This is a genomic window from Pseudomonas sp. GW821-FHT09E12 (assembly GCF_059416085.1).
In genome coordinates, this window is sequence record NZ_JBWKOM010000011.1 from 215,301 (window position 1) to 242,278 (window position 26,978).

At 62.2% G+C, this 26,978-nt stretch carries 24 protein-coding genes and 1 pseudogene; 15 read left to right on the forward strand and 10 right to left on the reverse strand.

Features of this window, described 5'->3' with window-relative positions; translation table 11 throughout:
- Window positions 1-12 precede the first annotated feature (12 nt).
- The 7 genes from odhB to AC07PQ_RS27850 all read left to right on the forward strand — a co-directional run bounded on the left by odhB (window position 13) and on the right by AC07PQ_RS27850 (window position 8,040).
- Complete coding sequence (gene odhB, locus AC07PQ_RS27820; protein WP_009042789.1) at window positions 13-1,233, forward strand: 2-oxoglutarate dehydrogenase complex dihydrolipoyllysine-residue succinyltransferase; 1,221 nt, start codon at window positions 13-15, stop codon at window positions 1,231-1,233.
- A 112-nt stretch (window positions 1,234-1,345) separates the two neighbouring features.
- Window positions 1,346-2,782, forward strand: a complete 1,437-nt coding sequence (lpdA, locus tag AC07PQ_RS27825) for a dihydrolipoyl dehydrogenase (protein WP_007931507.1) — start codon at window positions 1,346-1,348, stop codon at window positions 2,780-2,782.
- A 224-nt stretch (window positions 2,783-3,006) separates the two neighbouring features.
- Window positions 3,007-4,173: an ADP-forming succinate--CoA ligase subunit beta gene (gene sucC, locus AC07PQ_RS27830; protein WP_007931510.1), complete on the forward strand. Its 1,167-nt coding sequence runs from the start codon at window positions 3,007-3,009 to the stop codon at window positions 4,171-4,173.
- The gene (gene sucD, locus AC07PQ_RS27835) at window positions 4,173-5,054 is read left to right on the forward strand and encodes a succinate--CoA ligase subunit alpha (protein ID WP_007931513.1); all 882 of its coding nucleotides are present in this window, start codon (window positions 4,173-4,175) and stop codon (window positions 5,052-5,054) included. Before sucC ends, sucD begins: the two co-directional genes overlap by 1 nt.
- A gap of 359 nt (window positions 5,055-5,413) precedes the next feature.
- On the forward strand, window positions 5,414-6,727 hold the full coding sequence (brnQ, locus tag AC07PQ_RS27840; RefSeq protein WP_007931515.1) for a branched-chain amino acid transport system II carrier protein: 1,314 nt from the start codon (window positions 5,414-5,416) through the stop codon (window positions 6,725-6,727).
- Between the two features lie 174 nt (window positions 6,728-6,901).
- Entirely contained in the window at window positions 6,902-7,639 is a 738-nt protein-coding gene (locus tag AC07PQ_RS27845; RefSeq protein WP_007931525.1) for a DUF599 domain-containing protein, read from the forward strand.
- Complete coding sequence (locus AC07PQ_RS27850) at window positions 7,639-8,040, forward strand: MAPEG family protein (RefSeq protein WP_009042792.1); 402 nt, start codon at window positions 7,639-7,641, stop codon at window positions 8,038-8,040. Before AC07PQ_RS27845 ends, AC07PQ_RS27850 begins: the two co-directional genes overlap by 1 nt.
- A gap of 64 nt (window positions 8,041-8,104) precedes the next feature.
- Here the strand turns inward: AC07PQ_RS27850 and AC07PQ_RS27855 are convergent, their stop codons facing one another.
- Window positions 8,105-8,356 carry a hypothetical protein gene (locus AC07PQ_RS27855; protein WP_007931529.1) on the reverse strand — a complete coding sequence of 84 codons (252 nt, stop codon included), beginning with the start codon at window positions 8,354-8,356 and terminating at the stop codon, window positions 8,105-8,107.
- A 158-nt stretch (window positions 8,357-8,514) separates the two neighbouring features.
- On the opposite strand from AC07PQ_RS27855, the gene AC07PQ_RS27860 reads away from it, so the two are divergent.
- The 4 genes from AC07PQ_RS27860 (at window position 8,515) to AC07PQ_RS27875 (ending at window position 12,229) form a co-directional block, all read left to right on the forward strand.
- Entirely contained in the window at window positions 8,515-8,991 is a 477-nt protein-coding gene (locus AC07PQ_RS27860) for a PaaI family thioesterase (RefSeq protein WP_053260157.1), read from the forward strand.
- Complete coding sequence (locus AC07PQ_RS27865; RefSeq protein WP_007931532.1) at window positions 8,988-9,440, forward strand: PaaI family thioesterase; 453 nt, start codon at window positions 8,988-8,990, stop codon at window positions 9,438-9,440. Before AC07PQ_RS27860 ends, AC07PQ_RS27865 begins: the two co-directional genes overlap by 4 nt.
- Window positions 9,441-9,528: 88 nt before the next feature.
- Entirely contained in the window at window positions 9,529-11,433 is a 1,905-nt protein-coding gene (htpG, locus tag AC07PQ_RS27870; RefSeq protein WP_493186473.1) for a molecular chaperone HtpG, read from the forward strand.
- Window positions 11,434-11,500: 67 nt separating this feature from the next.
- Window positions 11,501-12,229 (forward strand): dienelactone hydrolase family protein, encoded by a 729-nt coding sequence (locus tag AC07PQ_RS27875; protein WP_493186472.1) that lies wholly within the window; start codon window positions 11,501-11,503, stop codon window positions 12,227-12,229.
- Window positions 12,230-12,322: 93 nt separating this feature from the next.
- On the opposite strand, the gene AC07PQ_RS27880 is transcribed toward AC07PQ_RS27875, so the two are convergent.
- From AC07PQ_RS27880 to AC07PQ_RS27895, 4 genes are all read right to left on the reverse strand, one after another.
- Window positions 12,323-13,501: a trans-sulfuration enzyme family protein gene (locus AC07PQ_RS27880; protein WP_007931537.1), complete on the reverse strand. Its 1,179-nt coding sequence runs from the start codon at window positions 13,499-13,501 to the stop codon at window positions 12,323-12,325.
- The gene (locus AC07PQ_RS27885) at window positions 13,498-14,874 is read right to left on the reverse strand and encodes a pyridoxal-phosphate dependent enzyme (RefSeq protein ID WP_007931539.1); all 1,377 of its coding nucleotides are present in this window, start codon (window positions 14,872-14,874) and stop codon (window positions 13,498-13,500) included. The genes AC07PQ_RS27880 and AC07PQ_RS27885 overlap by 4 nt, the downstream gene beginning before the upstream one ends.
- Window positions 14,875-15,082: 208 nt before the next feature.
- A complete protein-coding gene (locus AC07PQ_RS27890) occupies window positions 15,083-15,970 on the reverse strand; it encodes a pirin family protein (protein WP_101337199.1) in 888 nt (295 codons plus the stop codon).
- 62 nt (window positions 15,971-16,032) lie between these two features.
- Entirely contained in the window at window positions 16,033-16,449 is a 417-nt protein-coding gene (locus AC07PQ_RS27895) for an OsmC family protein (RefSeq protein WP_007931549.1), read from the reverse strand.
- Between the two features lie 148 nt (window positions 16,450-16,597).
- On the opposite strand from AC07PQ_RS27895, the gene AC07PQ_RS27900 reads away from it, so the two are divergent.
- From AC07PQ_RS27900 to AC07PQ_RS27915, 4 genes and pseudogenes are all read left to right on the forward strand, one after another.
- Window positions 16,598-17,599: an amidohydrolase family protein gene (locus AC07PQ_RS27900; protein ID WP_007931552.1), complete on the forward strand. Its 1,002-nt coding sequence runs from the start codon at window positions 16,598-16,600 to the stop codon at window positions 17,597-17,599.
- Window positions 17,600-17,711: 112 nt separating this feature from the next.
- Complete coding sequence (locus tag AC07PQ_RS27905) at window positions 17,712-18,176, forward strand: DUF3859 domain-containing protein (RefSeq protein ID WP_007931553.1); 465 nt, start codon at window positions 17,712-17,714, stop codon at window positions 18,174-18,176.
- A gap of 137 nt (window positions 18,177-18,313) precedes the next feature.
- A pseudogene (locus tag AC07PQ_RS27910) lies at window positions 18,314-19,084 on the forward strand (MCP four helix bundle domain-containing protein); the annotation flags it as partial.
- On the forward strand, window positions 19,076-19,939 hold the full coding sequence (locus AC07PQ_RS27915; RefSeq protein WP_492569772.1) for a methyl-accepting chemotaxis protein: 864 nt from the start codon (window positions 19,076-19,078) through the stop codon (window positions 19,937-19,939). The pseudogene AC07PQ_RS27910 and the gene AC07PQ_RS27915, both read left to right, overlap by 9 nt.
- 84 nt (window positions 19,940-20,023) lie before the next feature.
- Here the strand turns inward: AC07PQ_RS27915 and fabB are convergent, their stop codons facing one another.
- The 5 genes from fabB to AC07PQ_RS27940 all read right to left on the reverse strand — a co-directional run bounded on the left by fabB (window position 20,024) and on the right by AC07PQ_RS27940 (window position 26,972).
- Window positions 20,024-21,244, reverse strand: coding sequence for a beta-ketoacyl-ACP synthase I (gene fabB / locus AC07PQ_RS27920; protein WP_007931556.1), 1,221 nt, complete (start codon window positions 21,242-21,244; stop codon window positions 20,024-20,026).
- Window positions 21,245-21,255: 11 nt separating this feature from the next.
- Window positions 21,256-21,771 (reverse strand): 3-hydroxyacyl-[acyl-carrier-protein] dehydratase FabA, encoded by a 516-nt coding sequence (gene fabA / locus AC07PQ_RS27925; protein WP_007931558.1) that lies wholly within the window; start codon window positions 21,769-21,771, stop codon window positions 21,256-21,258.
- A 248-nt stretch (window positions 21,772-22,019) separates the two neighbouring features.
- Window positions 22,020-23,921 (reverse strand): ATP-binding protein, encoded by a 1,902-nt coding sequence (locus AC07PQ_RS27930; protein WP_457275907.1) that lies wholly within the window; start codon window positions 23,919-23,921, stop codon window positions 22,020-22,022.
- Window positions 23,918-24,847: an ABC transporter substrate-binding protein gene (locus AC07PQ_RS27935; protein ID WP_493186471.1), complete on the reverse strand. Its 930-nt coding sequence runs from the start codon at window positions 24,845-24,847 to the stop codon at window positions 23,918-23,920. Before AC07PQ_RS27935 ends, AC07PQ_RS27930 begins: the two co-directional genes overlap by 4 nt.
- Before the next feature lies 1 nt (window position 24,848).
- A complete protein-coding gene (locus tag AC07PQ_RS27940; RefSeq protein WP_493186470.1) occupies window positions 24,849-26,972 on the reverse strand; it encodes a TonB-dependent receptor plug domain-containing protein in 2,124 nt (707 codons plus the stop codon).
- Between the last annotated feature and the right edge of the window lie 6 nt (window positions 26,973-26,978).

Sequence of the window (26,978 nt, forward strand, 5' to 3'; positions counted from 1 at the left end):
GAACCACAGATAATGGCTATCGAGATCAAAGCCCCCACTTTCCCGGAATCGGTTGCCGATGGCACCGTTGCCACCTGGCACAAAAAACCGGGCGACGCCGTCAAGCGCGACGAGCTGATCGTCGACATCGAAACCGACAAGGTCGTGCTGGAAGTTCTGGCCACCGCTGACGGCGTGCTGGGCGCTATCGTCAAGAACGAAGGCGACACTGTTCTGTCCGACGAGGTCCTGGGCTCCATCGCCGAAGGCGCTGCCGCCGCTGCTGCTCCAGCCGCTGCCGCACCGGCTGCCGCCCAGGCCGCAGCGCCTGCCGCCGAAGGCGAAGACGATCCAATCGCTGCTCCTGCCGCGCGCAAGCTGGCTGAAGAGAACGGCATCAACATCGCTTCCGTTGCCGGTACCGGCAAAGGCGGTCGCGTGACCAAGGAAGACGTGGTTGCCGCCGTTGCCGCCAAGAAAGCCGCTCCAGCCGCCGCGCCTGCCAAGGCCGCTGCTCCTGCCGCCGCTGCTCCGGTATTCGCTGCTGGCGACCGCGTCGAGAAGCGAGTTCCGATGACCCGCCTGCGTGCCAAGGTTGCCGAGCGTCTGGTCGAAGCCCAGTCGAACATGGCGATGCTGACCACTTTCAACGAAGTCGACATGACCGAAGTCATGGCTCTGCGTTCGAAGTACAAGGATCTGTTCGAGAAGTCCCACAACGGCGTACGCCTGGGCTTCATGTCGTTCTTCGTCAAGGCTGCTACCGAGGCGCTGAAGCGTTTCCCTGCGGTCAACGCCTCGATCGACGGCTCCGACATCGTTTACCACGGTTACGCCGACATCGGTGTTGCCGTGTCCAGCGACCGCGGGCTGGTGGTTCCGGTTCTGCGTAACGCCGAACTGATGAGCCTGGCTGAAATCGAAGGCGGCATCGCCACCTTCGGCAAGAAAGCCCGTGACGGCAAACTGTCGATGGAAGAGATGACCGGCGGTACTTTCACCATCACCAACGGTGGTACTTTCGGTTCGATGATGTCGACTCCGATCGTCAACCCGCCACAAGCGGCGATCCTGGGCATGCACAACATTCTGCAGCGTCCTATGGCGATCAACGGTCAGGTGGTTATCCGTCCGATGATGTACCTGGCTCTGTCCTACGATCACCGTTTGATCGACGGCAAAGAAGCAGTGACCTTCCTGGTTACCATCAAGAACCTGCTGGAAGACCCGGCTCGTCTGCTGCTGGATATCTGATTTCGTAGCATGGGCCGATCAGCGATGATCGGCCTTTCGCCGAAACGAACAGCTTCGTCCCACGACGGCCTCCACAAGAGGCCGTCCGGTTTGATTCGAGAAGGAATGACACATGACTCAGAAATTCGACGTGGTAGTGATTGGCGCAGGCCCTGGCGGCTATGTAGCTGCCATTAAAGCTGCGCAACTCGGCCTCACGACTGCCTGCATCGAGAAATATACCGACAAGGAGGGCAAGCTGGCCCTCGGCGGTACTTGCCTGAACGTCGGCTGCATCCCTTCCAAGGCGCTGCTGGACAGCTCCTGGAAATTCCACGAAGCCCAAGACGGTTTCGCGATCCACGGTATCAGCCACGCTGGCGTGTCCATGGACGTGCCTGCGATGGTCGGCCGTAAGGCCAATATCGTGAAAAACCTGACCAGCGGTGTTGCCACCCTGTTCAAGGCCAACGGCGTGACCTCCATCCAGGGCCACGGCAAACTGCTGGCCGGCAAGAAAGTCGAAGTCACCAAGCCTGACGGCTCGGTGGAAGTGATCGAAGCCGAGAACGTCATCCTGGCGCCGGGCTCCCGTCCAATCGACATTCCACCGGCTCCGGTCGATCAGAAAGTGATCGTCGACTCCACCGGCGCCCTGGAATTCCAATCCGTACCAAAACGCCTGGGCGTGATCGGCGCTGGCGTGATCGGTCTGGAGCTGGGTTCGGTATGGTCCCGTCTGGGCGCTGAAGTGACCGTCCTGGAAGCCCTGGACACCTTCCTGATGGCTGCCGACACCGCCGTCTCCAAGGAAGCGCTGAAAACCCTGACCAAACAGGGTCTGGACATCAAGCTGGGCGCTCGCGTCACCGGCTCCAAGGTCAACGGCGAAGAAGTGGTCGTGACCTACACCGATGCCAACGGCGAACAGAACATCACTTTCGACAAGCTGATCGTAGCCGTTGGTCGCCGTCCAGTGACCACTGATCTGCTGGCTGCCGATTGCGGCGTGACCCTCGACGAGCGCGGTTTCGTGCACGTTGACGATCACTGCGCTACCACCGTACCGGGCGTTTACGCGATCGGCGACGTGGTTCGCGGCATGATGCTGGCTCACAAGGCCTCGGAAGAGGGCATCATGGTCGTCGAGCGCATCAAGGGCCACAAGGCTCAGATGAACTATGACCTGATCCCTTCGGTTATTTATACTCACCCGGAAATCGCGTGGGTCGGCAAGACCGAGCAGGCCTTGAAAGCTGAAGGCGTTGAAGTTAACGTCGGCACCTTCCCGTTCGCAGCCAGCGGCCGTGCCATGGCAGCCAACGACACCGGCGGTTTCGTAAAAGTCATCGCTGATGCCAAGACTGACCGTGTACTGGGCGTTCACGTGATCGGCCCAAGCGCGGCAGAACTGGTTCAGCAAGGTGCGATCGGCATGGAATTCGGCACCAGCGCCGAAGACCTGGGCATGATGGTTTTCTCCCATCCGACCCTGTCCGAAGCCCTGCACGAAGCAGCACTGGCAGTGAATGGCGGCGCCATCCACATCGCCAACCGCAAAAAGCGTTAAGACAATAAGAAACCACGGCGGATTGCCCGTCGTGAGCCTTGCGAGCAAGACTCACCGCGGAACGTCCGCTGGACTCGACCTCACGGGAATCTTCATGCGCTGTGCCGCAGCCCAGGCTGCGGATGCGGGGCAGGGGAGTCCGGTGAGGAGCGGTCACAGGTGGCGCGGCACTCATCAAGAGCGCAGCGCCGAATGCGCAGTACCTAACGAAGACGGTAAAAAGCATGAATCTTCACGAGTATCAGGGTAAGCAGCTGTTCGCTGAATACGGCCTGCCAGTATCCAAAGGCTACGCGGTAGACACCCCGGAAGAAGCAGCAGAAGCTTGCGACAAGATCGGCGGCTCCGAGTGGGTTGTCAAAGCCCAGGTTCACGCCGGTGGTCGCGGTAAAGCGGGCGGCGTAAAGCTGGTTCGCAGCAAAGAAGACGCTAAAGCATTCGCTCAACAGTGGTTGGGCAAGCGTCTGGTGACTTACCAGACTGACGCCAATGGTCAGCCAGTCACCAAGATCCTGGTTGAATCGTGCACTGATATCGCTAAAGAGCTGTACCTGGGCGCTGTCGTCGACCGTTCGAGCCGTCGCATCGTGTTCATGGCTTCCACCGAAGGTGGCGTGGACATCGAGAAAATCGCTCACGACACCCCTGAGAAAATCCTCAAGGCTACTATCGATCCACTGGTTGGCGCTCAGCCATTCCAGGGTCGCGAGCTGGCTTTCCAGCTGGGCCTGGAAGGCAAGCAAGTCACTCAGTTCGCCAAGATCTTCGTCGGCCTGGCCAAACTGTTCCAGGACCACGATCTGGCACTGCTGGAAGTGAACCCGCTGGTGATCAAGGCTGATGGCGATCTGCACTGCCTGGACGCGAAGATCAACATCGACGCCAACGCCATGTACCGTCAGCCTAAGCTGAAGACTTTCCACGATCCGTCCCAGGACGATCCGCGCGAAGCACACGCTGCCAAGTTCGAACTGAACTACGTAGCGCTGGAAGGCAACATCGGCTGCATGGTCAACGGTGCCGGCCTGGCCATGGGTACCATGGACATCGTCAACCTGCACGGCGGCAAGCCAGCCAACTTCCTCGACGTAGGTGGTGGTGCTACCAAAGAGCGCGTGACCGAAGCCTTCAAGATCATCCTGTCCGACACCAACGTCGCTGCAGTACTGGTCAACATCTTCGGCGGCATCGTTCGTTGCGACATGATTGCCGAAGGCATCATCGGTGCAGTGAAAGAAGTCGGCGTGAAAATCCCGGTTGTTGTTCGCCTTGAAGGCAACAACGCTGAACTGGGCGCTAAAGTACTGGCAGAAAGCGGCTTGAACATCATCGCTGCTACCAGCCTGACCGACGCTGCTCAACAAGTTGTCAAAGCTGCGGAGGGCAAATAATGAGCGTCCTGATCAATAAAGACACCAAAGTTATCTGCCAGGGTATTACCGGTTCGCAAGGTAGTTTTCACACCCAGCAAGCCATCGAATACGGCACCAAGATGGTTGGCGGCGTAACTCCGGGCAAAGGCGGCACCGAGCACCTGGGCCTGCCTGTCTTCAACACCGTGAAAGACGCTGTAGCTGCCACTGGCGCCACCGCCAGCGTGATCTACGTTCCAGCTCCTTTCTGCAAGGACTCCATCCTGGAAGCGGCTTTCGGCGGCATCAAGCTGATCGTCTGCATCACCGAAGGCATTCCTACCCTGGACATGCTGGACGCTAAAGTTAAGTGCGACGAGCTGGGTGTTACCCTAATCGGCCCTAACTGCCCAGGCGTGATCACTCCAGGCGAATGCAAGATCGGCATCATGCCAGGTCACATTCACTTGCCAGGCAAGGTCGGTATCGTTTCCCGTTCCGGCACCCTGACTTACGAAGCCGTGAAGCAGACCACTGACGCCGGTTTCGGTCAGTCCACCTGTGTCGGCATCGGTGGTGACCCGATCCCTGGCTCCAACTTCATCGACATCCTGAAGCTGTTCCAGGAAGACCCGAAGACCGAAGCGATCGTGATGATCGGTGAGATCGGCGGTTCGGCTGAAGAAGAAGCGGCTGCCTACATCAAGGCTAACGTGACCAAGCCGGTTGTTTCCTACATCGCTGGTGTGACTGCTCCTCCGGGCAAGCGCATGGGCCATGCTGGCGCAATCATCTCTGGCGGCAAAGGCACTGCAGACGAGAAATTCGCTGCTCTGCAAGACGCAGGCGTGAAAACCGTGCGTTCGCTGGCAGACATCGGCAAGGCCCTGGCCGAGCTGACTGGCTGGGCTGTCAAGTAAGCCCCGCGCTTAGCTGACGCTCCACCAACAAAGGCCACCTTCGGGTGGCCTTTGTTCGTTAAGAGCAGTTGCAAAGCCTCAAGCGACAAGCTGCAAGAGAAGCTTGTCGCTTGAAACTTGTACCTTGCAGCTGCTTTTGATACGTAAACGCGACACGCAAATGTCGCTGATCGGACAGTTCGCCCTCTAACAGTGCGTTTGTCTTACAAATTCGGTAGTCTAGCCGCCTCTTTTGCGTCTGCGTCCCACAAGGAAGCCGCGCGCTAAACGGGTCAGTCCTATACGGACCGACAGCATTTCCCTCACCCATAAGGGAAATCCCTCTCTAAATTCCGATTCAGTAGTGTGGTATTTCCTTAATGAAAGTGTTGAAAGGCCAGGACATTCTGGCACTGGGTTTTATGACCTTTGCCCTGTTCGTCGGGGCCGGCAATATCATCTTCCCGCCTATCGTCGGCTTGCAGTCCGGACCTAACGTCTGGATCGCGGCGCTGGGCTTTCTGATCACCGCTGTGGGGCTTCCGGTGGTGACTGTCATTGCGCTGGCCAAGGTCGGCGGGGCGATGGACGCGCTGAGCAGCCCGATCGGCAAGATCGCCGGCGGCCTGCTGGCGGCGGTCTGCTACCTGGCGGTCGGCCCGTTGTTTGCAACGCCGCGTACCGCGACCGTGTCCTTCGAAGTAGGCCTGGCGCCCCTGACCGGCGAAAGCCCGCTGGCGCTGTTCCTCTATAGCTCGGTGTATTTCCTGCTGGTGTTTTTCATCTCCCTCTACCCGGGACGCCTGCTGGATACCGTTGGGCGTTTCCTCGCGCCGCTGAAGATCATCGCCCTGGCCGTACTGGGCATCGCCGCGTTCGCCTTGCCGGCCGGTGATATCGGTGTTGCGACGCCCGAATACGTCGCGGCGCCGTTCTCCCAGGGCTTCATCAATGGTTACCTGACCATGGATACCCTGGGCGCGCTGGTGTTCGGCATCGTCATCGTCAACGCCATCCGTTCCCGCGGTGTCGAGTCGCCACGCCTGATCACCCGTTACGCGATCATCGCCGGGCTGATTGCCGGTATCGGCCTGGCGCTGGTGTATGTCAGCCTGTTCCGCCTGGGTTCGGGCAGCCATGAAGTCGCGGCCGGTGCCACCAATGGCGCGGCGGTGCTGCATGCTTATGTGCAACACACCTTCGGCTCCCTGGGCAGCGGCTTCCTCGCCGTGTTGATTTCCCTGGCCTGCCTGGTGACCGCGGTCGGTTTGACCTGCGCTTGCGCGGAGTACTTCAGCCGCGTACTGCCGCTGTCGTACAAGACCCTGGTGATCATCCTGGCGGCGTTCTCGCTGCTGGTGTCCAACCTGGGCCTGACCAAGCTGATCGCCTTCTCCATCCCGGTGCTGACCGCGATCTACCCACCGTGCATCGCCCTGGTGGCCCTGAGCTTCTGCAAGGACTTCTGGCATGAGCAAGGCCGCATCGTCGGTCCGGTAATGCTGGTGTCCTTCCTGTTCGGCCTGATCGACGCCCTCAAGGGCGCCGGCCTGGCGGACTGGATGCCAACCCAGTTGATGCACCTGCCGCTGAGCGAGCAGGGCCTGGCGTGGCTGGTGCCTTCGGTCATGACCCTGGTGGTCGCGGTAGCCTGCGACCGCCTGCTGGGCAAGCGCAGCGAAGCGCTGGCCTAAACCGCTATCTGCCGGGGCCTGTCACAAGCGGGCACCGAGTAGCCATGAAAATGCCCCGTATCCCGCGATACGGGGCATTTTTTATGGGCGGCCGATGGTGTCTTTTTTCCTCGATCAACGTCGAAGCAGTGCCAGTTGTATCCGCACTCTGCCAACGCCTATCCGGGAACCTGCATGTCGTTCGTCGAAGCCAACCTGATCCATCTCATCGCCGCCCTCTGGTTTGTCATCTGCTGGGGCGGCTACACCCGCTACGCCACGTGGAAGGGCCGCGACACCGCGTGCCTGGCCAGCGTGCTGCATTTGTACCGGGAAGACTGGATGCGCCGCATGCTGCTGCGCGATAACCGCATTGCCGACGCCAGCGTGATCGGCAACCTGGAGCGCAACGCCTCGTTCTTTGCCTCCAGCACCCTGATTATCCTCGCCGGTATCCTCACCGTGCTTGGTGCTTCCGAGCGTGCGGTGTCGCTGCTGGCCGACATTCCCATGGTTCAGCAGGCCTCCCAGGGCATGTCGGAGATCAAGCTGCTGTGCCTGGCCCTGGTGTTTGTCTATGCCTTTTTCACCTTCAGTTGGTGCATGCGCCAGTACAACTTCGCGGCCATTCTCGTGGGCTCGGCACCGATGATCGGTGAGCGGCATGTTTCCGAACAGGAGCGAAAAGCCTTTGCAATGCGGGCCGCGCGAGTAATTTCCATGGCCGCCAACCAGTTCAACTTCGGTCTGCGCTCCTATTACTTCGGCATGAGCATGCTGGCCTGGTTCGTCAGCCCCTGGCTGTTTATGTTGATGAGTGCGGGCGTGGTGCTGGTGCTGTACCGCCGGGAGTTTCATTCCGACGTGTTGGACGTGATGGTCTATACCCCTACAGAGGCGCCATTGCCCGAGGCGAACAAGGAGATAGCCTGATGAGTATTGCGTTTTGGTGTGTGTTTATCAGCGCGCTGTTGATTTACGTGGCGCGCATACCAGTAGCCAGAGCGATGAAAGAGCAGGGCGGTTACGACAATCACCTGCCACGTCAGCAACAGACACAACTCACAGGGTTCGGTGCCCGGGCAGTGGCGGCGCACCAGAACAGTTTCGAAGCCTTCATGTTATTCGCGGTCGGGGTCCTGATGGCCCATACCACCCAGACTCAGGGCTGGTTGATCGACGGCCTGGCGATCGTCTTCGTCATTACTCGGGTTATCTATCTGCTTTGCTATTGGGCGGATCTTGCCTGGCAGCGCAGTCTGGTCTGGTTTATCGGTCTGCTCTGCTCATTGCTGCTGATGCTTAGTCCGACTTTTCGCAGCCTGTTGGCTTAGCGTTATTGCAGACAAAGTAAAGCCCGCACTAGGCGGGCTTTCTTTTTGCTGCACTAAAACCGGATTAGTTGGTTTTAGGAGCGGCTTCCTTGGCAGCTTCTTCAGCCGCTGCTTTGCTCGATTCAACCTGATCTTTGGCTGCTTCGGCGTTTTCTTTTGCAGCTTCGTTCACTTTATCCTGAGCTTCATTCATTTTCTGTTGAGCTTGCTCAGCATGTTGGTTGGCATCTTGAGCTTTGTCCTCGGATTTTTTATCGCAGGCAGCGAGACCGAGGGAAGCGGTCAGCATCAGGGCAATAGCTAAAGTCTTACGCATGGGGTGTTTCTCCTTATTGAAGATATCTTCTGGCCTTTCGAGCATGGCTCTACAGGTTAAGTTCCTTGAAAGTTAAAGATATATAAAGTGCCAGCAATATGGAACTTTTACCTGCCGCGTTAACCGAGCGGTTTTGACACCAACTAGAGAATTTCCTTATGGAGCAAAACCCTGTTTTTGAGCGTGCGACGCGATTTTTGTCGGCGTTGCGCCATTGCCAGGTATTGGCCATGAGCGTGCACAGCGCCTCAAAAGACGGCATCACCCTGATGTTGCCTTACAGCCCGCAGATAGTCGGCAACCCCGAGACCGGAGTGATCCACGGTGGTGCGCTGACCTCGTTGATGGACACCGCCTGTGGCATGGCGACCTTGTGCGTCCTGCCGGAGTTCGAGGTCTGCCCGACCCTGGACCTGCGCATCGATTACATGCACCCGGCGCAGCCAGGCAAGAGCGTGTATGGTTTTGCCCAGTGCTACCGGGTGACCACCGATGTGATTTTCACCCGTGGTTTTGCCTATCAGGATGACCCCGAGCACCCTGTTGCCCATGTGGTGGGCACCTTCATGCGCATGGGCAAGGGCATCAAGGGCAGCAAAGGTTTTGCCGGCGCCATCAAGGGTGAGCAGCCATGAGCGACGATTTCCAGAAGCAAGTGCTGCATGCCCACCAGCAAGGCGATTATGCCGCGCTGCTGCAATTGATTCCCTACGCCAGACTGATCGGCATCGAGTGTTCGCGGCAGGGCGATGAGTTGCTGTTTCGCCTGCCCGCCAACCGCGACAATATCGGCAACCCGTTGCTGCCGGCCCTGCACGGTGGGGTGATCGCCGGATTCATGGAGCTGGCCGCGGCCCTGCATCTGTTGATTGGCACCGGCTCGCCGGGCGTGCCGAAGATCATCGACTTTTCCCTCGATTACCTGCGTGCCGGGCAATTTCGCGATACCTATGCCAAATGCCAGGTCTGCCGCCAGGGACGGCGGGTGGCGAACGTGGCCATCACCGCCTGGCAGAGCAGCGCGGAGGAGCCGATTGCCACCGCCCGCGCACATTTCAAGCTCGAAGAAAGTCCAGGGTCTTGAAATCTCAGGTATAGCCCCCAACTCTGTGGACATCCCGCCGTAAGCCCTCCGGGCGCGGCTTATGCCATCTGATTGGAGTTTGATGACCATGAGTGTGGAAACTCAAAAGGAAACCCTGGGCTTCCAGACCGAGGTAAAGCAACTGCTGCACCTCATGATCCATTCGCTGTATTCCAACAAGGAAATCTTCCTTCGCGAACTGATCTCGAACGCCTCTGACGCTGTCGACAAATTGCGCTTCGAAGCCCTGTCCAAGCCTGAGTTGCTGGAAGGTGGCGCGGAGCTGAAAATCCGTGTGAGCTTCGACAAGGAGGCCAAGACCGTCACCCTCGAAGACAACGGCATCGGCATGAGCCGGGACGATGTGGTCACCCACCTGGGGACCATCGCCAAGTCCGGCACCGCCGATTTCATGAAAAACCTCACCGGCGACCAGAAGAAGGATTCGCACCTGATCGGTCAGTTCGGCGTGGGCTTCTATTCCGCCTTCATCGTCGCCGACAAGGTCGATGTCTTCAGCCGCCGCGCCGGCCTTGACGCCAGCGAAGGCGTGCATTGGTCCTCCAAGGGCGAAGGCGAGTTCGAAGTCGCGACCATCGACAAGGCCGACCGCGGTACCCGCATCGTCCTGCACCTGAAGTCCGGCGAAGACGAGTTCGCCGACGGCTGGCGCCTGCGCAACATCATCAAGAAGTACTCCGACCATATCGCCCTGCCGATCGAGCTGCCGAAAGAGGCCGCTGCCGCTGAGGGCGAGGAGAAGCCTGCGCAGGAATGGGAAACCGTCAACCGCGCCAGTGCCCTGTGGACCCGTCCGCGTACCGAAATCAAGGACGAGGAATACCAGGAGTTCTACAAGCACATCGCCCATGATTTCGAGAACCCGCTGAGCTGGAGCCACAACAAGGTCGAAGGCAAGCTGGAATACAGCTCGCTGTTGTACGTGCCGGCTCGTGCGCCATTCGACCTGTACCAGCGTGAAGCGCCGAAAGGCCTGAAGCTGTACGTGCAGCGCGTGTTCGTGATGGACCAGGCGGAATCCTTCCTACCGCTGTACCTGCGCTTCATCAAGGGCGTGGTCGACTCCAACGACCTGTCGCTGAACGTGTCGCGGGAAATCCTGCAGAAAGACCCGATCATCGACTCCATGAAGTCGGCGCTGACCAAGCGCGTGCTGGACATGCTGGAAAAACTGGCGAAGAACGAGCCTGAGCAATACAAGGGCTTCTGGAAAAACTTCGGCCAGGTGATGAAGGAAGGCCCGGCCGAAGACTTCGCCAACAAGGAAAAGATCGCCGGCCTGCTGCGCTTCGCCTCCACCCAGGGCGACGACGGCGAGCAGAATGTTTCCCTGGCCGAGTACCTGGCACGCGCCAAGGAAGGCCAGGACAAGATCTACTACCTCACCGGCGAAACCTACGCGCAGGTCAAGAACAGCCCGCACCTGGAAGTCTTCCGCAAGAAAGGCATCGAAGTGCTGCTGCTGACCGACCGCATCGACGAGTGGCTGATGAGCTACCTGAGCGACTTTGACGGCAAGAGCTTTGTCGACGTGGCGCGTGGTGACCTGGACCTGGGCAACCTGGACTCGGAAGAGGACAAGAAGGCCGCGCAAGAAGTCGCCAAGAGCAAGGAAGGCCTGGTGGAGCGGATCAAGACCGCCCTGGGCGATACCGTCAGCGAAGTGCGGGTTTCCCACCGCTTGACCGACTCCCCGGCGATCCTGGCGATCGGCGAGCAGGACCTGGGCCTGCAGATGCGCCAGATCCTCGAGGCCAGCGGGCAGAAGGTGCCGGATTCCAAGCCGATCTTCGAATTCAACCCGGCTCACCCGTTGATCGAGAAACTCGACGGCGAGCAGAGCGACGAGCGCTTCGGCGACCTGTCGCACATCCTCTTCGATCAGGCGGCCCTGGCGGCCGGCGACAGCTTGAAAGACCCGGCCGCCTATGTGCGTCGTCTGAACAAGCTGCTGGTTGAACTGTCGGTTTAACTGCGTTGTATAAAAACCCGCTTCGGCGGGTTTTTTCATTCCGGTGTTTTTGAATCAGGAGTCTGAAATGAGCCAAGTCACTGTTCGTTCCCTGGTCTACCAGATTGATGGTCAATCCTATGAAAGCCGCCTGGCGTTCGATGTCAGCCAGCAGGGCCCGCGTCCGGGGTTGTTGATGGCGCCGAACTGGATGGGTGTCGGCGCCGGTGCCGAGAAGATCGCCGAGGCGGTGGCCGCCAAGGGGTATGTGGTGCTGATCGCCGACTTGTACGGGCAACAGGTCCGTCCGAGCAACGGCGACGAGGCGGGCGCCGCCATGATGCCGCTGAAGGATGACCGGGCCCTGCTGCGCAAGCGCATGCAGGCGGCTTTCGAGGCGCTGCAAAGCCAGCAGGAAGCCGCGGTGGACAAGGCCAGGCTGGCCACCTTCGGTTTCTGCTTCGGCGGCTGCTGCTCCCTGGAGCTGGCGCGCAGCGGCGCGCCGCTGAAAGCCGTGGTGTCTTTCCACGGCACCCTGGATACGCCGAACCCGGCCGACGCCCAGAACATCAAGGGCTCGGTGCTGGTACTGCATGGCGCTTCCGACCCGCTGGTACCGAAAGAGCAGTTGCCGGCCTTCGAAGCGGAAATGAATGCCGCGGGCGTGGATTGGCAACTGCTGAGCTACGGCGGCGCGGTGCATTCCTTCACCGATCCGCACGCCAATGTGCCGGGCAAGATGATGTACGACGCCAAGACCGCCCGTCGCGCCTTCACCTCGATGCACAACCTGCTGGATGAAGTGTTCAAGGGCTGAGCCCCGGGAACCACAAGCCCGCTTGGCGATGCAATGCGGCTCTCAGTGAGCCGCCTTGTACGCCAGGCGGGCTTTTTTGTGCCTGTCGGCCATTTAGATTCGCGTCAGTGCCTGGGCCAGGTCGGCGCGCAGGTCCTCCACATCCTCGACCCCCACGGACAAACGCACCAGCCCGTCGCCGATGCCGAGCTGCGCCCGGGTGTCCGCGGGAATGCTGGCGTGGGTCATGATCGCCGGGTGCTCGATCAGGCTTTCCACACCGCCCAGGCTCTCGGCCAGGGCAAAGATCCGCACGCTCTCGAGAAAACGCCTGGCGCCGGCCAGGTCGCAGTCCAGGTCGAGGGAGATCATCCCGCCGAAACCGTGCATCTGCCGCCGTGCCAGTGCGTGCTGCGGGTGGGACGGCAGGCCCGGGTAGTAGACCCGCGCCACCTGTGGCTGGCGTTCCAGCCATTGCGCCAGCTCCAGGGCGTTGCTGCAGTGGCGTTCCATGCGCAGCGCCAGGGTCTTTACCCCGCGCAGGGTGAGGAAGGCGTCGAACGGCCCGGCGATCGCTCCCACGGCGTTCTGCAGGAAGCCCAGGCGCTCGACCAGGTCGGGGTTCTGCCCGACCACCGCGATACCGCCGATCACGTCGGAATGGCCGTTGAGGTACTTGGTCGTCGAGTGCAGCACGATATCGAAGCCCAGCTCCAGCGGACGCTGGATCCACGGGCTGGCAAAGGTGTTGTCGGCGACGCAGATGATGCCCCGCGCCCGGCAGATGCGCGCGATGGCGGCGAGATCGGTGAGGCGCAGCAGGGGATTGCTCGGGGTCTCGACCATGACCATCCGGGTGTCGTCCTGCAGCGCCGCTTCGAAAGCCGACAGATCGGTCAGGTCGACGAAGCTGAAGCGATGGCCGGCGCTGCGTTGGCGCACCTTGTCGAAGAGACGGAACGTCCCGCCGTACAAGTCATTGCCGGAAACGATATGCGCGCCCGCGTCGAGCAGTTCGAGCACGGTGGAAATCGTTGCCAGCCCGGAGGCGAAGGCGAAGGCCTGGGTGCCGCCCTCGAGGTCCGCCACGCAGCGCTCCAGGGCCCAGCGCGTGGGGTTGTGCGAGCGCCCGTAGTCGAGCCCCTTGTGCACCCCGGGGCTTTGCTGGGCATAGGTGGAGTTGGCATAGATCGGCGGCATCAGCGCCCCGGTGGAAGGGTCCGGCGTTTGCCCCGCATGGATTACCCGGGTGGCGAAGGCGCGTGGCGCGCCGCTTTCATCCTGTTGGCTCATGGCAGTGATCTCCGTAAGTGGTTGAGCATGTCGACCCGGGTAATCAAGCCGTGGAAGCCCGAAGCGTCGGCGATGATCGCCACTAAGCCACGGTCGAGTTCCGCCTCCAGTTCGGCCAGGCTGGCGCCGGGAGGCAGGGTTTCCAGCTGATCGGTCATGGCGCTGGCCACGGTCTTGCGAAAGTGTGAAGCATCTTCGTGCACGCCCAGCAGGATGTCCGACTCGTCGATCACCCCGACCAGCCGCTGCCCATCCACCAGTACCGGCAGTTGCGAGACGTCGGCCAGGCGCATGCGCTGGAAGGCGGTGAGCAGGGTATCGTCCGGCCCCACGCTGATTACCCGGCCGTCCTCGAAGCGCCGCGCGATCAGGTCGCGCAGGTCGCCGTAGCCTTTGCGTTGCAGCAGGCCCTGGTCGTTCATCCATTGGTCGTTGTAGATCTTCGACAGGTAGCGGGTGCCGGTGTCGCAGACGAAGCTGACCACCCGCTTCGGCTCAGTCTGCTCGCGGCAGTAGCGCAGAGCCGCGGCCAGCAGGGTACCGGTCGAAGAGCCACCGAGAATACCCTCGGCGCGCAGCAACTGGCGGGCGTGCTCGAAACTTTCCTCGTCGCTGATGGAATAGGCCTTGCGCACGCTGGAAAGGTCGGCGATGGACGGAATGAAGTCTTCGCCGATGCCTTCCACCGCCCAGGAACCGGGCGTGCCGAGGGCGCCGCTGCGGCTGTATTCGGCCATCACCGAGCCGACCGGATCGGCCAGGACCATGGCCAGGTCCGGCTGCACCCGGCGGAAGAACCGGGTCAGGCCGGTCAGGGTGCCGGCCGAGCCGACGCCGACCACGATGGCGTCCACGTCATGCTGGGTCTGCGCCCAGATTTCCGGCGCGGTGCTGCATTCGTGGGCCAGCGGGTTGGCCGGGTTGTTGAACTGATCGGCGAAGAACGCGTTGGGAATCTCCTTGGTCAGTCGTGCGGCCATATCCTGGTAGTAGTCAGGGTGGCCCTTGCCGACATCGGAGCGGGTGATGTGCACTTCGGCGCCCATCGCCTTGAGATGCAGGACTTTCTCGGTGGACATCTTGTCCGGCACCACCAGGACCACTCGATAACCCTTGGCGCGGCCGACCAGGGCCAGGCCGAGGCCGGTGTTGCCGGCGGTGGCTTCGACTATGGTGCCACCGGGTCGCAGGCGGCCATCGCGCTCGGCGGCATCGATCATCGCCAGGCCGATGCGGTCCTTGATCGAGCCACCGGGGTTTTGCGATTCAAGCTTGAGAAACAGCGTACAGGGGCCGGTATCGAAACGGCTGACACGCACCAGCGGCGTGTTGCCGATCAGTTCGAGTACGGCGGGACGGGAGTCGTTCGGCATGTCGTCACCTCGCTGCGCAAAGCTGCGCTGGATGGGCGACCCACGGCGAATCATCGCGCGCCGGTCGCAGGCAATGCATCGCTTGGACCATAGGCCGGGATCCGGCTACCCGCAACCGCTCGCGCCGGCCGGTACCTGGTTGCGCAACCAGGCGGCGGGGGAAGCCTGGCCCGGCGCTTGACCTGTCCGGATCACCGAGCGCCCGGCGCTACAGGGGTGACGGCGAGCCTTTGCCCTTGGGCAGTTCGATTCTTTCGCTTTCCCCCGGCACTGTCGGCCAGTCGCCGGCGGCCCAGCGTTGGCGGGCTTCATCGATACGCGCAGGGTCGCTGGAGACGAAGTTCCAGTTGATCCGTCGTGGACCATCCAGCGGCGCGCCGCCGAACAGCACGGCATGGCAATCACTGTCGGCGAACAGGGTGGGTGTGGTTCCGGCCGGCAGGATCACCAGCGAGTGCGGTTCGACGGGCTCGCCATCCAGTTGGGCGTCGCCTTCGAGCACGTACAGGGCGCGCTCTTCATGTTCGGCGGGGATCAGCAGGGTGGTCGCGGTCTGTAGCTGTATTTCGGCATACAGGGTCGGGGAGAGCACTGGCACCGGCGATTCCAGGCAGAAACCGCTGCCGGCGATCATGCGGATCTTGACCCCGAGGTTGTCGCTGACCGGCAGGGTCGCGGCCGGGTGATGGCTGTAGTGCCCCGGGCCTTGTTCATGGGCCTTGGGCGAAGCCAGCCAGACTTGCAGGCCGTGCATGCTGAAGTCGCTGTCGATCAGCGCCTGCGGGGTACGCTCGACGTGGGCGATGGCGCTGCCGGCGGTCATCCAGCTGACATCCCCCGGGTTCACCACCTGATCGGAGCCGAGGCTGTCCTTGTGCTGGATCTGCCCCTGGAACAGGTAGGTCAGGGTCGACAGGCCGATATGCGGATGCTGGCGGATATTCATGCCCTTGCCCGCGGGGTAGCGGGTTTGCAGCATGTGATCGAAAAACACGAAGGGCCCGACGCTGCGGCATTGGGCCGAGGGCAGCGGACGCAGGATGGGTTGGCCTTCGACGTCCTCGGCGCGAGGGCGAATCACGAGCGGTGTGTTCATGGTGCATTCCAGGCTGATCGGGTTATGCCCGGGAGCATAACCCGCTTGTGCAACCCTTGGCGCTATTGGCTGAAGGCGCCTTCGGAGAGGTGGGTCTCGATGCTCACCTCGGCGGTGGTCATCAGCTTGTGCACCGGGCAGCGGTCGGCGACGCGATGCAGTTCTTCACGCTGGGCGTCGGTGAGCACGCCCTTGAGGGTCAGCTTGACGTGCAGCGCATATTTGCCTTTCTGCTCCTGGCTGTTGTCGTGCTTGACCTCGACCGTGACGCCGGTGAGCGGAATCTCTTTTTTCTGCGCATACAGCTTGAGGGTCAGGGCCTTGCAGGCACCCAGGGCGGCATCGAAAAAGTCGTGGGGTTCCGGCGCGGAGCCTTCGCCGCCCAGGGTCTTGGGCAGGTCGGCGAACAATTGATGGTCATCGATCTGGATGCTGTGGCGGAAACCTTCGCTGGACTCGGTGTTGACGGTGATAGTCATGGCGGACCTCGGGCAGTGGTGAGCAGTCGGAACAGACGTTGAAAGGTGGTGCAGTTATAGAGCATTACGCTTGCCGTGCGTTCCCCTTTTTCTGAACCGTCACCTGCGGGGCAGGGTCTACCCAGCGTCAACCGACGGGAGCCCGCCCATGCACTGGATCTACCTGAGCACCTTGCTGTTGCTGCTGCCGAGCGCCTGGGTCCAGGCCCGCGACTACGCTTACAGCGATGCTCACTTGCATTACGTCGACTTCTTCCAGGAGTCGGCGGGCATGGACAAGCTGCTCAAGGCCATGGCCGACAATCGCATCGAACATGTGATGATTTCCGGTATCCCGGTGGCCAAGAAATGGCATGAAGACGAACCCAAGCGGCCGCGCTACTACGCCGGCGACGACGCCGATGCCTACTGGTACAGCGCCACCGATGTGATTGTCGCTGCCGCGGTGAACCGCCTGACGCCCGAGCAGCGCCAGCATTTTCATCCGTTCCTGTCCGGCTTCAACCCCAACGACAAGAACTCCGACGCCCATATCCAGCGCATGCTCGACCTCAATCCGGGGCTGTGGCAGGGCATTGGCGAAGTGTTCACCCGCCACGACGACCTGACCGCGCTGACCTCCGGCGATACACCGCGGGCCAATAACGAGGCGATGACGCGGATCTATCACCTGGCGGCGGAAAACGACCTGCCGGTGATGCTGCATTCCAACATCACCTCCAAGCGCGAGAAGAACCCGCTGTACCTGGCGGAAATCGAAGAGCCGCTGCGCAATCATCCCCACACGCGCTTTATCTGGGCCCACGCGGGCACCAGCATGGAGATCCACCGGCATCAGGTGCAGCTGGAATTTCTCCTGCCGACCCTGGCGCGGATGCTCGAGTCTTATCCCAACCTCTACATCGACCTGTCCTGGAGCGTGCTCAGGCCATATCTGCTGGATGAGCAGGGCGTGCCTCGGGCGCAGTGGCTGAAGCTGGTGGAGCGCTTTCCCGAGCGCTTCATGCTGGGTTCGGACGTTGTCGGGCGTTTCAACAAGCTGGGGCGGGAAATGCGCGGCTTCGATCCCTTCCTCGATGCCTTGCCGGAGGCCGTGGCGCGCAAGGTGGCCCGGGACAACTTCCTCGCCGTGCTGCCGCGCGCACGTTGATCCTGGGTGGCTCCGGTTCGTGGGCGTTGCCAAGGTGCTGGTGATGCAGGTTTGTCATCAGCCTGTCATGCCTGCGTCATAGGCTCGCGCCATCTCAATCAAGGAGCGCGATATGCACCTCACCCGTTTAAGCGCATTGGCGGCGCTGATGATGCTCAGTGGCCTTGCCAGTGCTGAAGTCCGTGTCGAAGGCCCGGTGGAATATGGTGTGTTCGAGGGGCCGAAGGCCGCGTTGCAGTCGGGTGAGCGGGTGCTGCGGCGCAGCAACGAAAACATCGAGCAGACCGAGATCGTGCCCGCGCGGCTGGGCACTAAGTTCGGCCTGCGTTATCAGTTGGCCGGCAAGGTGGCCGAGGATGTGCCACTGACCCTGTTGTATTTCACTCCGGGCATCCGTACCCCGGATGGCCAGCGTCACGACAAGCTCGAAGTGACCCAGAAACTGGTGCCGGGCGCGCCGCAGGACATCATGGCCTATGAGTTCACCGAGAGTCATGAGGTGATCCCCGGCGAGTGGCGTTTCATGGTATTCCAGGGCGACCGTTTGTTGGTCCAGCAGCGTTTTACCGTACGCTGAATCGTTTACGCCTAGGCATCGGAGTGCTTGGGCGTTTTGATATCACGTTTTCGTCTTAAGCAAATTTTCCGCGACCCGATACCTTCAAGAGCAGCCCGCTGTATGGCGAATGCAGCGTTTTTGGAAGGAACCGGAGAATGAGCATCAGGAGTCTCAACATTGCACCGCGCGCGGGCCTGGGCTTCGGCCTGCTGGCGCTGATGGTGTTCGGCCTGGGGGCGTTCGCCCTGCTGCAGATGTCGAACATGCGCGCGCAGTCCGACGAGGTCGACAACAACTGGCTACCCAGTGTGATGTCGGTGGGCGAAATGAATCAGGACCTGCTGCGGGTCCGGGCGCTGACCATGCGCTTGCTGATCAACCGCAGCCCCCAGGCCCTGGCGCAGAACGAAAGCAAACTCAACGAGATCAAGCGCGGCATGACGGTGGCCCAGGAGCGCTATAACGCGCTGATTGTGCTGCCGGAAGAGCGTGTGCTGTTCGATCGCTACAAGGCCGCCGAGAAGCGCTACCTCGAGCATCAGAACCAGGTGATGGCGCTGTCGCAGCAGGGGCGGGTCGAGGATGCGGTTGCGGTGGTCAATGGCGAGATGAGCCAGTTGGCCGATGAGCTGGCGGGCACCCTCAATGAGCTGGTGGCCCTCAACCGGCACAACGCCAACCTGGCCACCGAGCTGGCCAGGGCGGTGTTCAGCAACGCCAAGGTCTGGGTGGTGGTGATGATCGTGGTGGCGGGCCTGATGACCATTGTCCTGGCCCTGTTGCTCACCCGCAGCATCGTGCTGCCGCTCTCGCAATCGCTGAACGTGGCCGAGGTGGTGGCCGGCGGCGACCTGACCGAGGACATTCGGATCAGCGGCAAGGATGAGCCGGCGCGCCTGCTGCAGGCGCTCAAGGCCATGCAGCACAGCCTGCGGGAGACCATCCGGCGTATTTCCGAGTCTTCCAGCCAGCTGGCTTCCGCTTCGGAGGAACTCAGTTGCGTGACCGAGGACGCCACCCGCGGCCTGCACCAGCAGAGCCAGGAAATCGAACAGGCGGCGACTGCGGTGAACCAGATGACCGCTGCGGTGGAGGAGGTGGCCAGCAATGCCGTGGCAACGTCCGAAGCCTCCCGCCAGTCCGACCTGATTGCCCAGCATGGGCGTGAGCAGGTGCGCCAGACGGTACAGTCCATCGAGTCCCTGGCCGACGACGTGACTGCCAACGCCTCCCAGGTCGAAGAGCTGGCGCAGAAGGTGTATGGCATCAGCAAGGTGCTGGATGTGATTCGTTCGGTGGCCGAACAGACCAATCTGCTGGCCCTGAATGCCGCCATCGAGGCGGCGCGGGCCGGGGATGCCGGTCGCGGGTTCGCGGTGGTGGCGGACGAGGTGCGGGCGCTGGCGCATCGCACCCAGCAATCGACCCAGGAGATCGAGCAGATGATCGGCGGCATTCAGCTGGGCACCGAGCAGGCTGTCAGCTCCATGCAGCAGAGCAACAGTCGGGCCCGCTCGACCCTGGAGCTGGCCAAGGCGGCGGGGACGGCGCTGGAGGAAATCGCCGGGGCGATCACCCTGATCAACGAGCGCAACACGGTGATCGCCAGCGCCTCGGAGGAGCAGGCGGCGGTGGCCAGGGAGGTGGATCGCAACCTGATGAACATCCGCGACCTGGCCATGCAGACCTCGGCCGGGGCCAACCAGACCAGCGCCGCGAGCCAGGAGCTGTCACGGCTGGCGGTGGACCTGAACACCCTGGTGGCGCGTTTTTCGGTGTAAGTGCTTTTGCGCGGGGGAAAACAGTCGCCCAATAAAAAACGCCCCGAACCAGTCGGGGCGTTTTTCATGTGGCAAAGGCGGGGCTTACTTGCCCTGCCAGCGCTTCAGGACCAGGGTGGCGTTGGTGCCGCCGAAGCCGAAGCTGTTGCTCATCACGGTGTTGATGGTGGCGTCTTCGCGAGTCTTGGTCAGGATCGGCATGTCGGCCACTTCCGGATCCAGCTCGTCGATGTTGGCCGAACCGGCCATGAAGTTGCCTTCCATCATCAGCAGGCAGTAGATCGCTTCGTGAACGCCGGCGGCGCCCAGGGAGTGACCCGACAGGCTCTTGGTGGAGCTGATGGCTGGAGCCTTGTCGCCGAACACTTCACGCACGCCTTTCATTTCCGCGACGTCGCCGACCGGAGTCGAGGTGCCGTGGGTGTTCAGGTAGTCGATCGGTGCGTCGACAGTGGACATGGCCATCTGCATGCAACGGATTGCACCTTCGCCGCTTGGCGCCACCATGTCGTAGCCGTCGGACGTCGCGCCGTAGCCAACGATTTCGGCGTAGATCTTCGCGCCACGGGCCAGGGCGTGTTCCAGCTCCTCGACCACCACCATGCCGCCACCGCCGGCGATGACGAAGCCGTCACGGTCGGCATCGTAGGCGCGGGAGGCTTGTTCCGGGGTGTCATTGCGCTTGCTGGACAGGGCGCCCATGGCGTCGAACAGGAACGACTGGCTCCAATGTTCTTCTTCACCGCCACCGGCGAACACGATGTCCTGCTTGCCCATCTGGATCTGTTCCATGGCGGTACCGATGCAGTGAGCACTGGTGGCGCAGGCGGAAGCGATGGAGTAGTTCAGGCCCTTGATCTTGAACGGCGTGGCCAGGCATGCGGAAACGGTGCTGCTCATGGTCCGCGTCACGCGGTATGGGCCGACGCGCTTGACGCCTTTCTCGCGCAGGATGTCCAGCGCTTCCATCTGGTTCAGGGTAGAGGCGCCGCCAGAGCCAGCGATCAGGCCGGTACGCGGGTTGGAAACCTGCTCTTCGGTCAGGCCGGAGTCGGCGATGGCGTCTTTCATGGCCAGGTAGGCGTAAGCCGCCGCGTGGCCGACGAAGCGATAGATCTTGCGATCGATCAGCTCTTCGAGATTGAGGTCAATGGAGCCGGAAACCTGGCTACGCAGACCCATTTCGGCATATTCCGGGTTGAAGCGGATGCCAGGGCGACTTGCACGCAGGTTAGCGGAGACGGTCTCTTTGTCATTGCCCAGGCACGAAACGATGCCCAGACCAGTGATAACGACGCGGCGCATGCGGATAACCCTTAGAAGTTGTCAGTGGAGGTGAAAACGCCGACCCGGAGGCCTTCGGCGGTGTAGATTTCGCGGCCGTCGACGCTGACCGAACCATCGGCGATGGCCATGTTCAGCTTGCCCTTGAGGACGCGCTTGATATGAATGTTATAGGTGACTTTCTTGGCGGTCGGCAGCACCTGGCCAAAGAACTTCACTTCGCCCGAGCCCAGGGCGCGACCGCGGCCCGGCAGGCCTTGCCAGCCCAGGAAGAAACCGACCAGTTGCCACATGGCGTCAAGGCCCAGGCAGCCCGGCATCACCGGATCGCCTTCGAAGTGGCAGGCGAAGAACCACAGGTCAGGGGTGATATCCAGCTCGGCGACCAATTCACCTTTGCCGTACTTGCCGCCCTCTTGGCTGATATGAGTGATGCGATCCACCATCAGCATGTTCGGGGCGGGCAGTTGCGCGTTACCTGGGCCGAACAGCTCACCGCGACTGCAGCGCAGCAGATCTTCCCGAGTAAAGGCGTTTTGTTTGGTCATGCGAGCTCCTCAATAGTCCCATGCGGCAGGGTGGGGCAAATCTTCCCGGCCGATCGAAGCGTTCATGCCTCGAGCCGGCAGCCTACTCATAGACTATTGCGTTGTGGTGAAAGTCACAGCACAAGGGACATGAATGTACACTTGTGCACTGAAATTATTATACAGGCCCTGTGAGGGGCCTGTTCGGGTGCCTAAGACTGCCGCACTTTCGCCCGCCACGCCAGTCGCAGATGGTCGATAAGTGGCCGCTACTGCACCCAGCGTTGGAGAATTTGCTGCAGATCCGTGCGTTTGAACGGCTTGGCCAGGTAATCGTTCATTCCCGCCGACAAACACGCTTCGCGGTCGCCCTGCAAGGCGTTGGCGGTCAAGGCGATGATCGGCAGATCGGCGCATCCGGGCAGTTGGCGGATCTGCCGGGTGGCCTCGTAGCCGTCGATCAGCGGCAGCCGGCAATCCATCAGGATCGCCTCGAAGATCAGGCTCTCGGCGCTGCGAATGGCCTGGGCGCCATCGGTGGCGATGCTGACCGTGAAGCCCAGGCTGCGCAGCATGGCCTGGATCACAGTCTGGTTGACCGGGTTGTCTTCCACCAGCAGCACGTTGCGTCCTTCGCCATGGGCATGCCCGCTGTGCACCCGCGGCGCCAGCACCGGCAGGCTTTGCTGGTACAGCGCCAGCGGGATCTCCAGGGTGAACACCGAGCCGCGGCCTTCCTCGCTCTGGGCGCGCAGGGTGCCGCCCATGCGTTCGGCCAGGGTGCGGGCGATCGGCAGCCCCAGGCCGGTGCCGCCATAACGCCGGGAAATCGAACTGTCGGCCTGTTGGAAGGCGTTGAACATCAGTTCCAGGCTTTCGGTGCTGATGCCAATCCCGCTGTCGCGCACGCTGCAGGTGAACCACAGCAGCTCGTGGTCCAGGGCCTGCCATTGCGGCTCGACGGTGACGCTGCCTTGCTCGGTGAACTTCAAGGCGTTGCCGATCAGGTTCACCAGGATCTGCCGGATGCGCGTCGGGTCGCCTTTGACCTGCAGCGACTCCATGCCGGGCGGCAGTCGCAGTTGCAGGTCCAGCCCGCGTTGCGCGGCGCTGTGCTGGAAGGCCTGGGCCGAGCTGCTGATCAGTTCGGCGAGGTTGAACGGGATGTGCTCCAGCTCCAGGGCCGAGCGCTCGATGCGCGAGAAGTCGAGGATGTCGTTGATCACCTTGAGCAGGTGCTCGGTGGACTCGGAGGCCAGCGCCGCGTATTCGTGCTGTTCATCGGTCATTTCGGTGGTTTCGAGCAGTTGCAGCATGCCCAGCACGCCGTTCATGGGCGTGCGCAGTTCATGGCTCATCATCGCCAGGAAATCCGACTTGGCGTTGTTGGCCCGCTCCGCTTCTTCGCGGGTCTGGATCAACTGGGCCATGGCCTGGTGCTGCTCGCGGCTGGCCTGCTCGAGGCCGGCGGCCAGGTTGTTGATATGCCGCGAAAGATCGCCCAGCTCGGCATCGTCGACGATCGGCAGCGGAGTCTTGAAGTCACCCTGTTGAATGGCCTTGACCGCGGTGCCCATGGCGCTGATCGGCTGCGACAGGCTGGCCGCCAGGCGGCGGGCCAGGAGGAAGGTGAACAGCAGGGCGAACAGCGCGAGGATGCCGGCCTTGAACAGAATCTCCTGCTGGCGCTGGCTGAAGGCGTCGTTGGACATGCCGACGATCACCCGCCCCAGGTAGTCCTCGCTGGCGCTCACGCTGGCGCTCGGGTCGTCCTGGAACAAGTCGTTGCTGAGCTGGATGCGTTGCAGGCGCACCGGGGCCTGGAACACTTCGACCTGCTGTGAGCGGTTGTGGGTCTCCGAAGGCTGCTCGACGTACACCAGGATCTTGTTGCGGCTGTCCTGGACTTCGAGAAAGCGCACATGGGGCGTGGCCAGGGTGGCCTTGAGCAGGCTCTCGAGACCTTCGCTGTTGCCCGAGATCACCCCGTATTCGGTGGCCGGCGCCAGCTGGTTGGCGATCAACTGGCCGGTGTGGTTCAGCTCCTGGCGCAGATCCTGGATCCGTACGAAGGTAAAGAAGCTGATCAGCAGCAGGGTCAGCAGCAGCGCCGGGCCGAGGCAGATGATCTGGGTGCGGGTACTGATGTCCCAACGGCGACGGAAGGTCATGGGCGTTTTTCTCCTTCGGCCAGCTGGGTCGCCACCGATTGCTCGTCAATCGGTTCGACACCCAGGGAGCGTGCCACTTGCGGGTTGCTCAACACCTTGAACGGTTGTGGATACAGGGTACGCGGCCAGTGGGTCGTGGGCCGGTCCAGCAAATCGTCGAGCACCTGCAGCCAGTCTTCCTGGTCGCTGTAGGTGCTGGCCAGGCTGCCGGCCTTGACGAAGCCGGCATTGGGGCCGATCAGCGCCAGTTGCCGGGCATAGCTGCTCAATAACAGGTTCTTCGCGGTTTTCGGGTTGTACAGCTGCGGATCGTCCAGCCCCAGCAGGACGTCGCTGCTTTTCAGCAGGCTTTGCAGCGGACGGCTGTCATTGGTGTCGTCCCAGCGCTCGGCGACGATTTCCAGCCCCAGGGGATGGGCGGCCCGGTGCAGCTCCTTGAGCAGGAATTCGCTGTCGGCGCCGTAGAGCACGCCGATCCGCCGGGCCTGGGGCAGGATCTTGCGGATCAGCCGCAATTGCCGAGCCAGCGGCGGGTCGCTCCATAACAGGCTCAGCCGGGGCGAAGACGTTGTCCCCAGGCGCTGCTGAGCCTGGATCCGGCCGATGCGCAGCACCAGGGTGGCCGGGCCCTGGGTATCTTTCTGGCGCCACTCCAGGCTGGCCGGGTCGAGCAGGATCAGCCGGGTGCCCGCTGGCAATTGACCGGGGGCAGGCAGGTTGGCCAGGAGTTCGAAGCGCACTTCGTCCTGTGGCCGCTGTTGCGCCAGTGCCTGGGCGAAGGCCCGCACACCGGTGCTGTCTTCGGCGCCAGTCAGCAACACCTGGGCCGCCCATGCGGGGAATGCACCCCAGAGGCAACAGAACAGCAGCAGGCGAACCCGGAAACGGTTCAAGGCAGGCGTCATCCCTGACTGACGGTGGCTCATGCTAGAACGTCAACTCCGCACTGAAGTAGAGGACGTGGTGCGAGTCATAGTTGTTGTCGACAAAGGTAGTGGGCTCGTCGTCGAGCCGTTGCTGGAGCACGCCGGCCAGCTCCAGGCTGCCCTTGCCCAAGGGGATACGCTTGGCGACGCGGGTATCGACCCGTTCGAAGCGATACCCGTTGAGCGCGCTGGAACCATAGTAGAAGAGCGCGCTGGACCAGCCCTGGCCCCAGTCGCGCAACCAGCCCGCCGAGCCGCTGTGGCGCGCGGTCAATTGCTCGTCCAGCGGGTTGCTGGCTTCGGCGTCGACATAGGCGTACGTCAGGCGCAGCCGGTCCGCCGGGTTCAGGCGCCAGTCCAATTGGGTTTCAGTGCCGGCGAAGCGTGAGCTGTTGCTGTTACTGGCGATGTACTGGTTGTTGCGCAGCGGCTCGCTGATCATCCCGCTGATTTCGTCGTAGAACAGCTTCACATCGAGGTTCAGCCCGAGATCGGCGAAAAAGCCGTTGTAGCCCAGTTCCCGTGAGCGCATGCGTTCCTGGTCGAGGTTGCCCGGGCCGCGGGTCTTGACGAAGTACTGGGCGCTGGGCTGGCCGTAGGCGGTGGGGCTCAGCTTGGTGACCCGGTAGCTCCAGTTGACGTTGTTCTCGAACATGTCCGGCGAGCGGATCGCTTCCGAATACACCGCCCGCAGGCCGTGGCGCGGGTTGATCAGGTAGTTGACCGCCACCCGCGGGGTCAGCGAACTGCCGCTCAGTTGCGAGTCCTCGAACATGGCGCCGCCCTGCAACAGCCAGTGTTCGGTGGCGCGCCATTCCAGCTGGCCGAAGGCGCGCCAGGTGCTGTCGTCGAGGGTGCCGTTGAAATAGGTTTGCGAGTCGGCGCGGTCGTAGCGATAGTTCAGGCCGCTGACCAGGCGCACGCCGTCGGACAGGCTCAGGGTGTCCTGCAGTTCGAGGTCGTAGCGCGATTCGCGGGCGCTCTGGTCGATATCCCCGCAGACCGTGCGCTTGGCGCCGTCCTTCCATTGCGTCAGCACCTGGTTCGCCAGGGCCTGTTCGGCCGCGGTGCCTGGAGGGGCGCCGGAGCCGGTGAAGTTGTCCATGTGCCGGGCCAGCAGTTCGGCGTAGTTCGGGTTGAGCTGCCAGAGGCGGGTCAGTTCCGGGCTGAACGACACTTCGGCGTCACAGGCGCGCCAGTTCTGCTGGCGGTCCCAGTGCTGGGCCGAGCCTTGTATATAAAGGCTGTGCTCCGGGTTGATGTCGAGGTTCCAGCGCAGCGAGCCGGCATAGTCCTTGGCGATCACGTCGGAGTTGTAGCCGGCCGAAGTGATGCCGGAGAACACTGGCCGGTAGGTATAGGGGCGCTGGTTGCTGCCTTCCTTGGCGCTGAGTTGCCAGTCGATGCTCTGCCGCTCGTCGAGCATCTGGCTGACCGACAGGCTGAAGCGGTTCAAGCGCCGGCTGTCGCGGTAGTCGGCGCCGTTGCGATCGCTGTCGAAGCCGTCGTCCTCCTGCCCGGACAGCGACAGACGCAGGTCGCCGCTGTCCCAGCCGGTGCCTTGGCTGGCGTACCAGTCGCTGATGCCGCGCTGGCCGCGGGTGACCTTGATCCGCGTGCCGTGGCTGTTGGCGGGCGAGCGGGTGATGATGTTGATCACCGCCATCAGCGCGTTGGCGCCGTAACTGACGGTATTGGGGCCGCGGAACACCTCGATGCGCTCGATGTCCTCCATGGCCACCGGAATGTCGCTCCAGTCCACGGTGGCCAGGCCTGCCCGGTACACCGAGCGTCCATCGATCAGCACCTGCATGCGGCGCGCTTCGCTGGCATTGGTGCCGTGATAGTTCACCGCGGCCTGGTTGCCGCTGATATTGCCGACCATCATCCCCGGCACCAGGCGCAGCAGCTCGCTGATATCGCGGGCGCCGCTGGCGTTGATCAGTTCGCTGTCGAGCACGGTCATGCTGCCGGGCACGGCCGCAGGAGACTGTTTCAGACGGGTGGCGGTGAGGATTTCCGGCAGCGGCTGGCTGTCCAGGAACAGATCGTCGGCCAGCACCGGGGTGCTGCAAAGCAGCGCCAGCAACAGGGATGGGCGGGAGAGGGGAGGGCCAGGATGCACGGCACA

Excerpts from the sequence above, each read along its gene's own strand:
- AC07PQ_RS27930 (WP_457275907.1), bottom strand. The coding sequence starts at position 23,921 with ATGACCTTCCGTCGCCGTTGGGACATCAGTACCCGCACCCAGATCATC.
- fabB (WP_007931556.1), bottom strand. The coding sequence starts at position 21,244 with ATGCGCCGCGTCGTTATCACTGGTCTGGGCATCGTTTCGTGCCTGGGC.
- AC07PQ_RS27890 (WP_101337199.1), bottom strand. The coding sequence starts at position 15,970 with ATGAACACACCGCTCGTGATTCGCCCTCGCGCCGAGGACGTCGAAGGC.
- AC07PQ_RS27880 (WP_007931537.1), bottom strand. The coding sequence starts at position 13,501 with ATGAGCCAACAGGATGAAAGCGGCGCGCCACGCGCCTTCGCCACCCGG.
- AC07PQ_RS27845 (WP_007931525.1), top strand. The coding sequence starts at position 6,902 with ATGTCGTTCGTCGAAGCCAACCTGATCCATCTCATCGCCGCCCTCTGG.
- lpdA (WP_007931507.1), top strand. The coding sequence starts at position 1,346 with ATGACTCAGAAATTCGACGTGGTAGTGATTGGCGCAGGCCCTGGCGGC.
- sucD (WP_007931513.1), top strand. The coding sequence starts at position 4,173 with ATGAGCGTCCTGATCAATAAAGACACCAAAGTTATCTGCCAGGGTATT.
- AC07PQ_RS27905 (WP_007931553.1), top strand. The coding sequence starts at position 17,712 with ATGCACCTCACCCGTTTAAGCGCATTGGCGGCGCTGATGATGCTCAGT.
- AC07PQ_RS27855 (WP_007931529.1), bottom strand. The coding sequence starts at position 8,356 with ATGCGTAAGACTTTAGCTATTGCCCTGATGCTGACCGCTTCCCTCGGT.
- brnQ (WP_007931515.1), top strand. The coding sequence starts at position 5,414 with ATGAAAGTGTTGAAAGGCCAGGACATTCTGGCACTGGGTTTTATGACC.
- htpG (WP_493186473.1), top strand. The coding sequence starts at position 9,529 with ATGAGTGTGGAAACTCAAAAGGAAACCCTGGGCTTCCAGACCGAGGTA.
- AC07PQ_RS27885 (WP_007931539.1), bottom strand. The coding sequence starts at position 14,874 with ATGCCGAACGACTCCCGTCCCGCCGTACTCGAACTGATCGGCAACACG.
- AC07PQ_RS27915 (WP_492569772.1), top strand. The coding sequence starts at position 19,076 with ATGCAGCACAGCCTGCGGGAGACCATCCGGCGTATTTCCGAGTCTTCC.
- fabA (WP_007931558.1), bottom strand. The coding sequence starts at position 21,771 with ATGACCAAACAAAACGCCTTTACTCGGGAAGATCTGCTGCGCTGCAGT.
- AC07PQ_RS27895 (WP_007931549.1), bottom strand. The coding sequence starts at position 16,449 with ATGACTATCACCGTCAACACCGAGTCCAGCGAAGGTTTCCGCCACAGC.
- AC07PQ_RS27875 (WP_493186472.1), top strand. The coding sequence starts at position 11,501 with ATGAGCCAAGTCACTGTTCGTTCCCTGGTCTACCAGATTGATGGTCAA.
- AC07PQ_RS27935 (WP_493186471.1), bottom strand. The coding sequence starts at position 24,847 with ATGAGCCACCGTCAGTCAGGGATGACGCCTGCCTTGAACCGTTTCCGG.
- AC07PQ_RS27850 (WP_009042792.1), top strand. The coding sequence starts at position 7,639 with ATGAGTATTGCGTTTTGGTGTGTGTTTATCAGCGCGCTGTTGATTTAC.
- odhB (WP_009042789.1), top strand. The coding sequence starts at position 13 with ATGGCTATCGAGATCAAAGCCCCCACTTTCCCGGAATCGGTTGCCGAT.
- AC07PQ_RS27860 (WP_053260157.1), top strand. The coding sequence starts at position 8,515 with ATGGAGCAAAACCCTGTTTTTGAGCGTGCGACGCGATTTTTGTCGGCG.
- AC07PQ_RS27900 (WP_007931552.1), top strand. The coding sequence starts at position 16,598 with ATGCACTGGATCTACCTGAGCACCTTGCTGTTGCTGCTGCCGAGCGCC.
- AC07PQ_RS27865 (WP_007931532.1), top strand. The coding sequence starts at position 8,988 with ATGAGCGACGATTTCCAGAAGCAAGTGCTGCATGCCCACCAGCAAGGC.
- sucC (WP_007931510.1), top strand. The coding sequence starts at position 3,007 with ATGAATCTTCACGAGTATCAGGGTAAGCAGCTGTTCGCTGAATACGGC.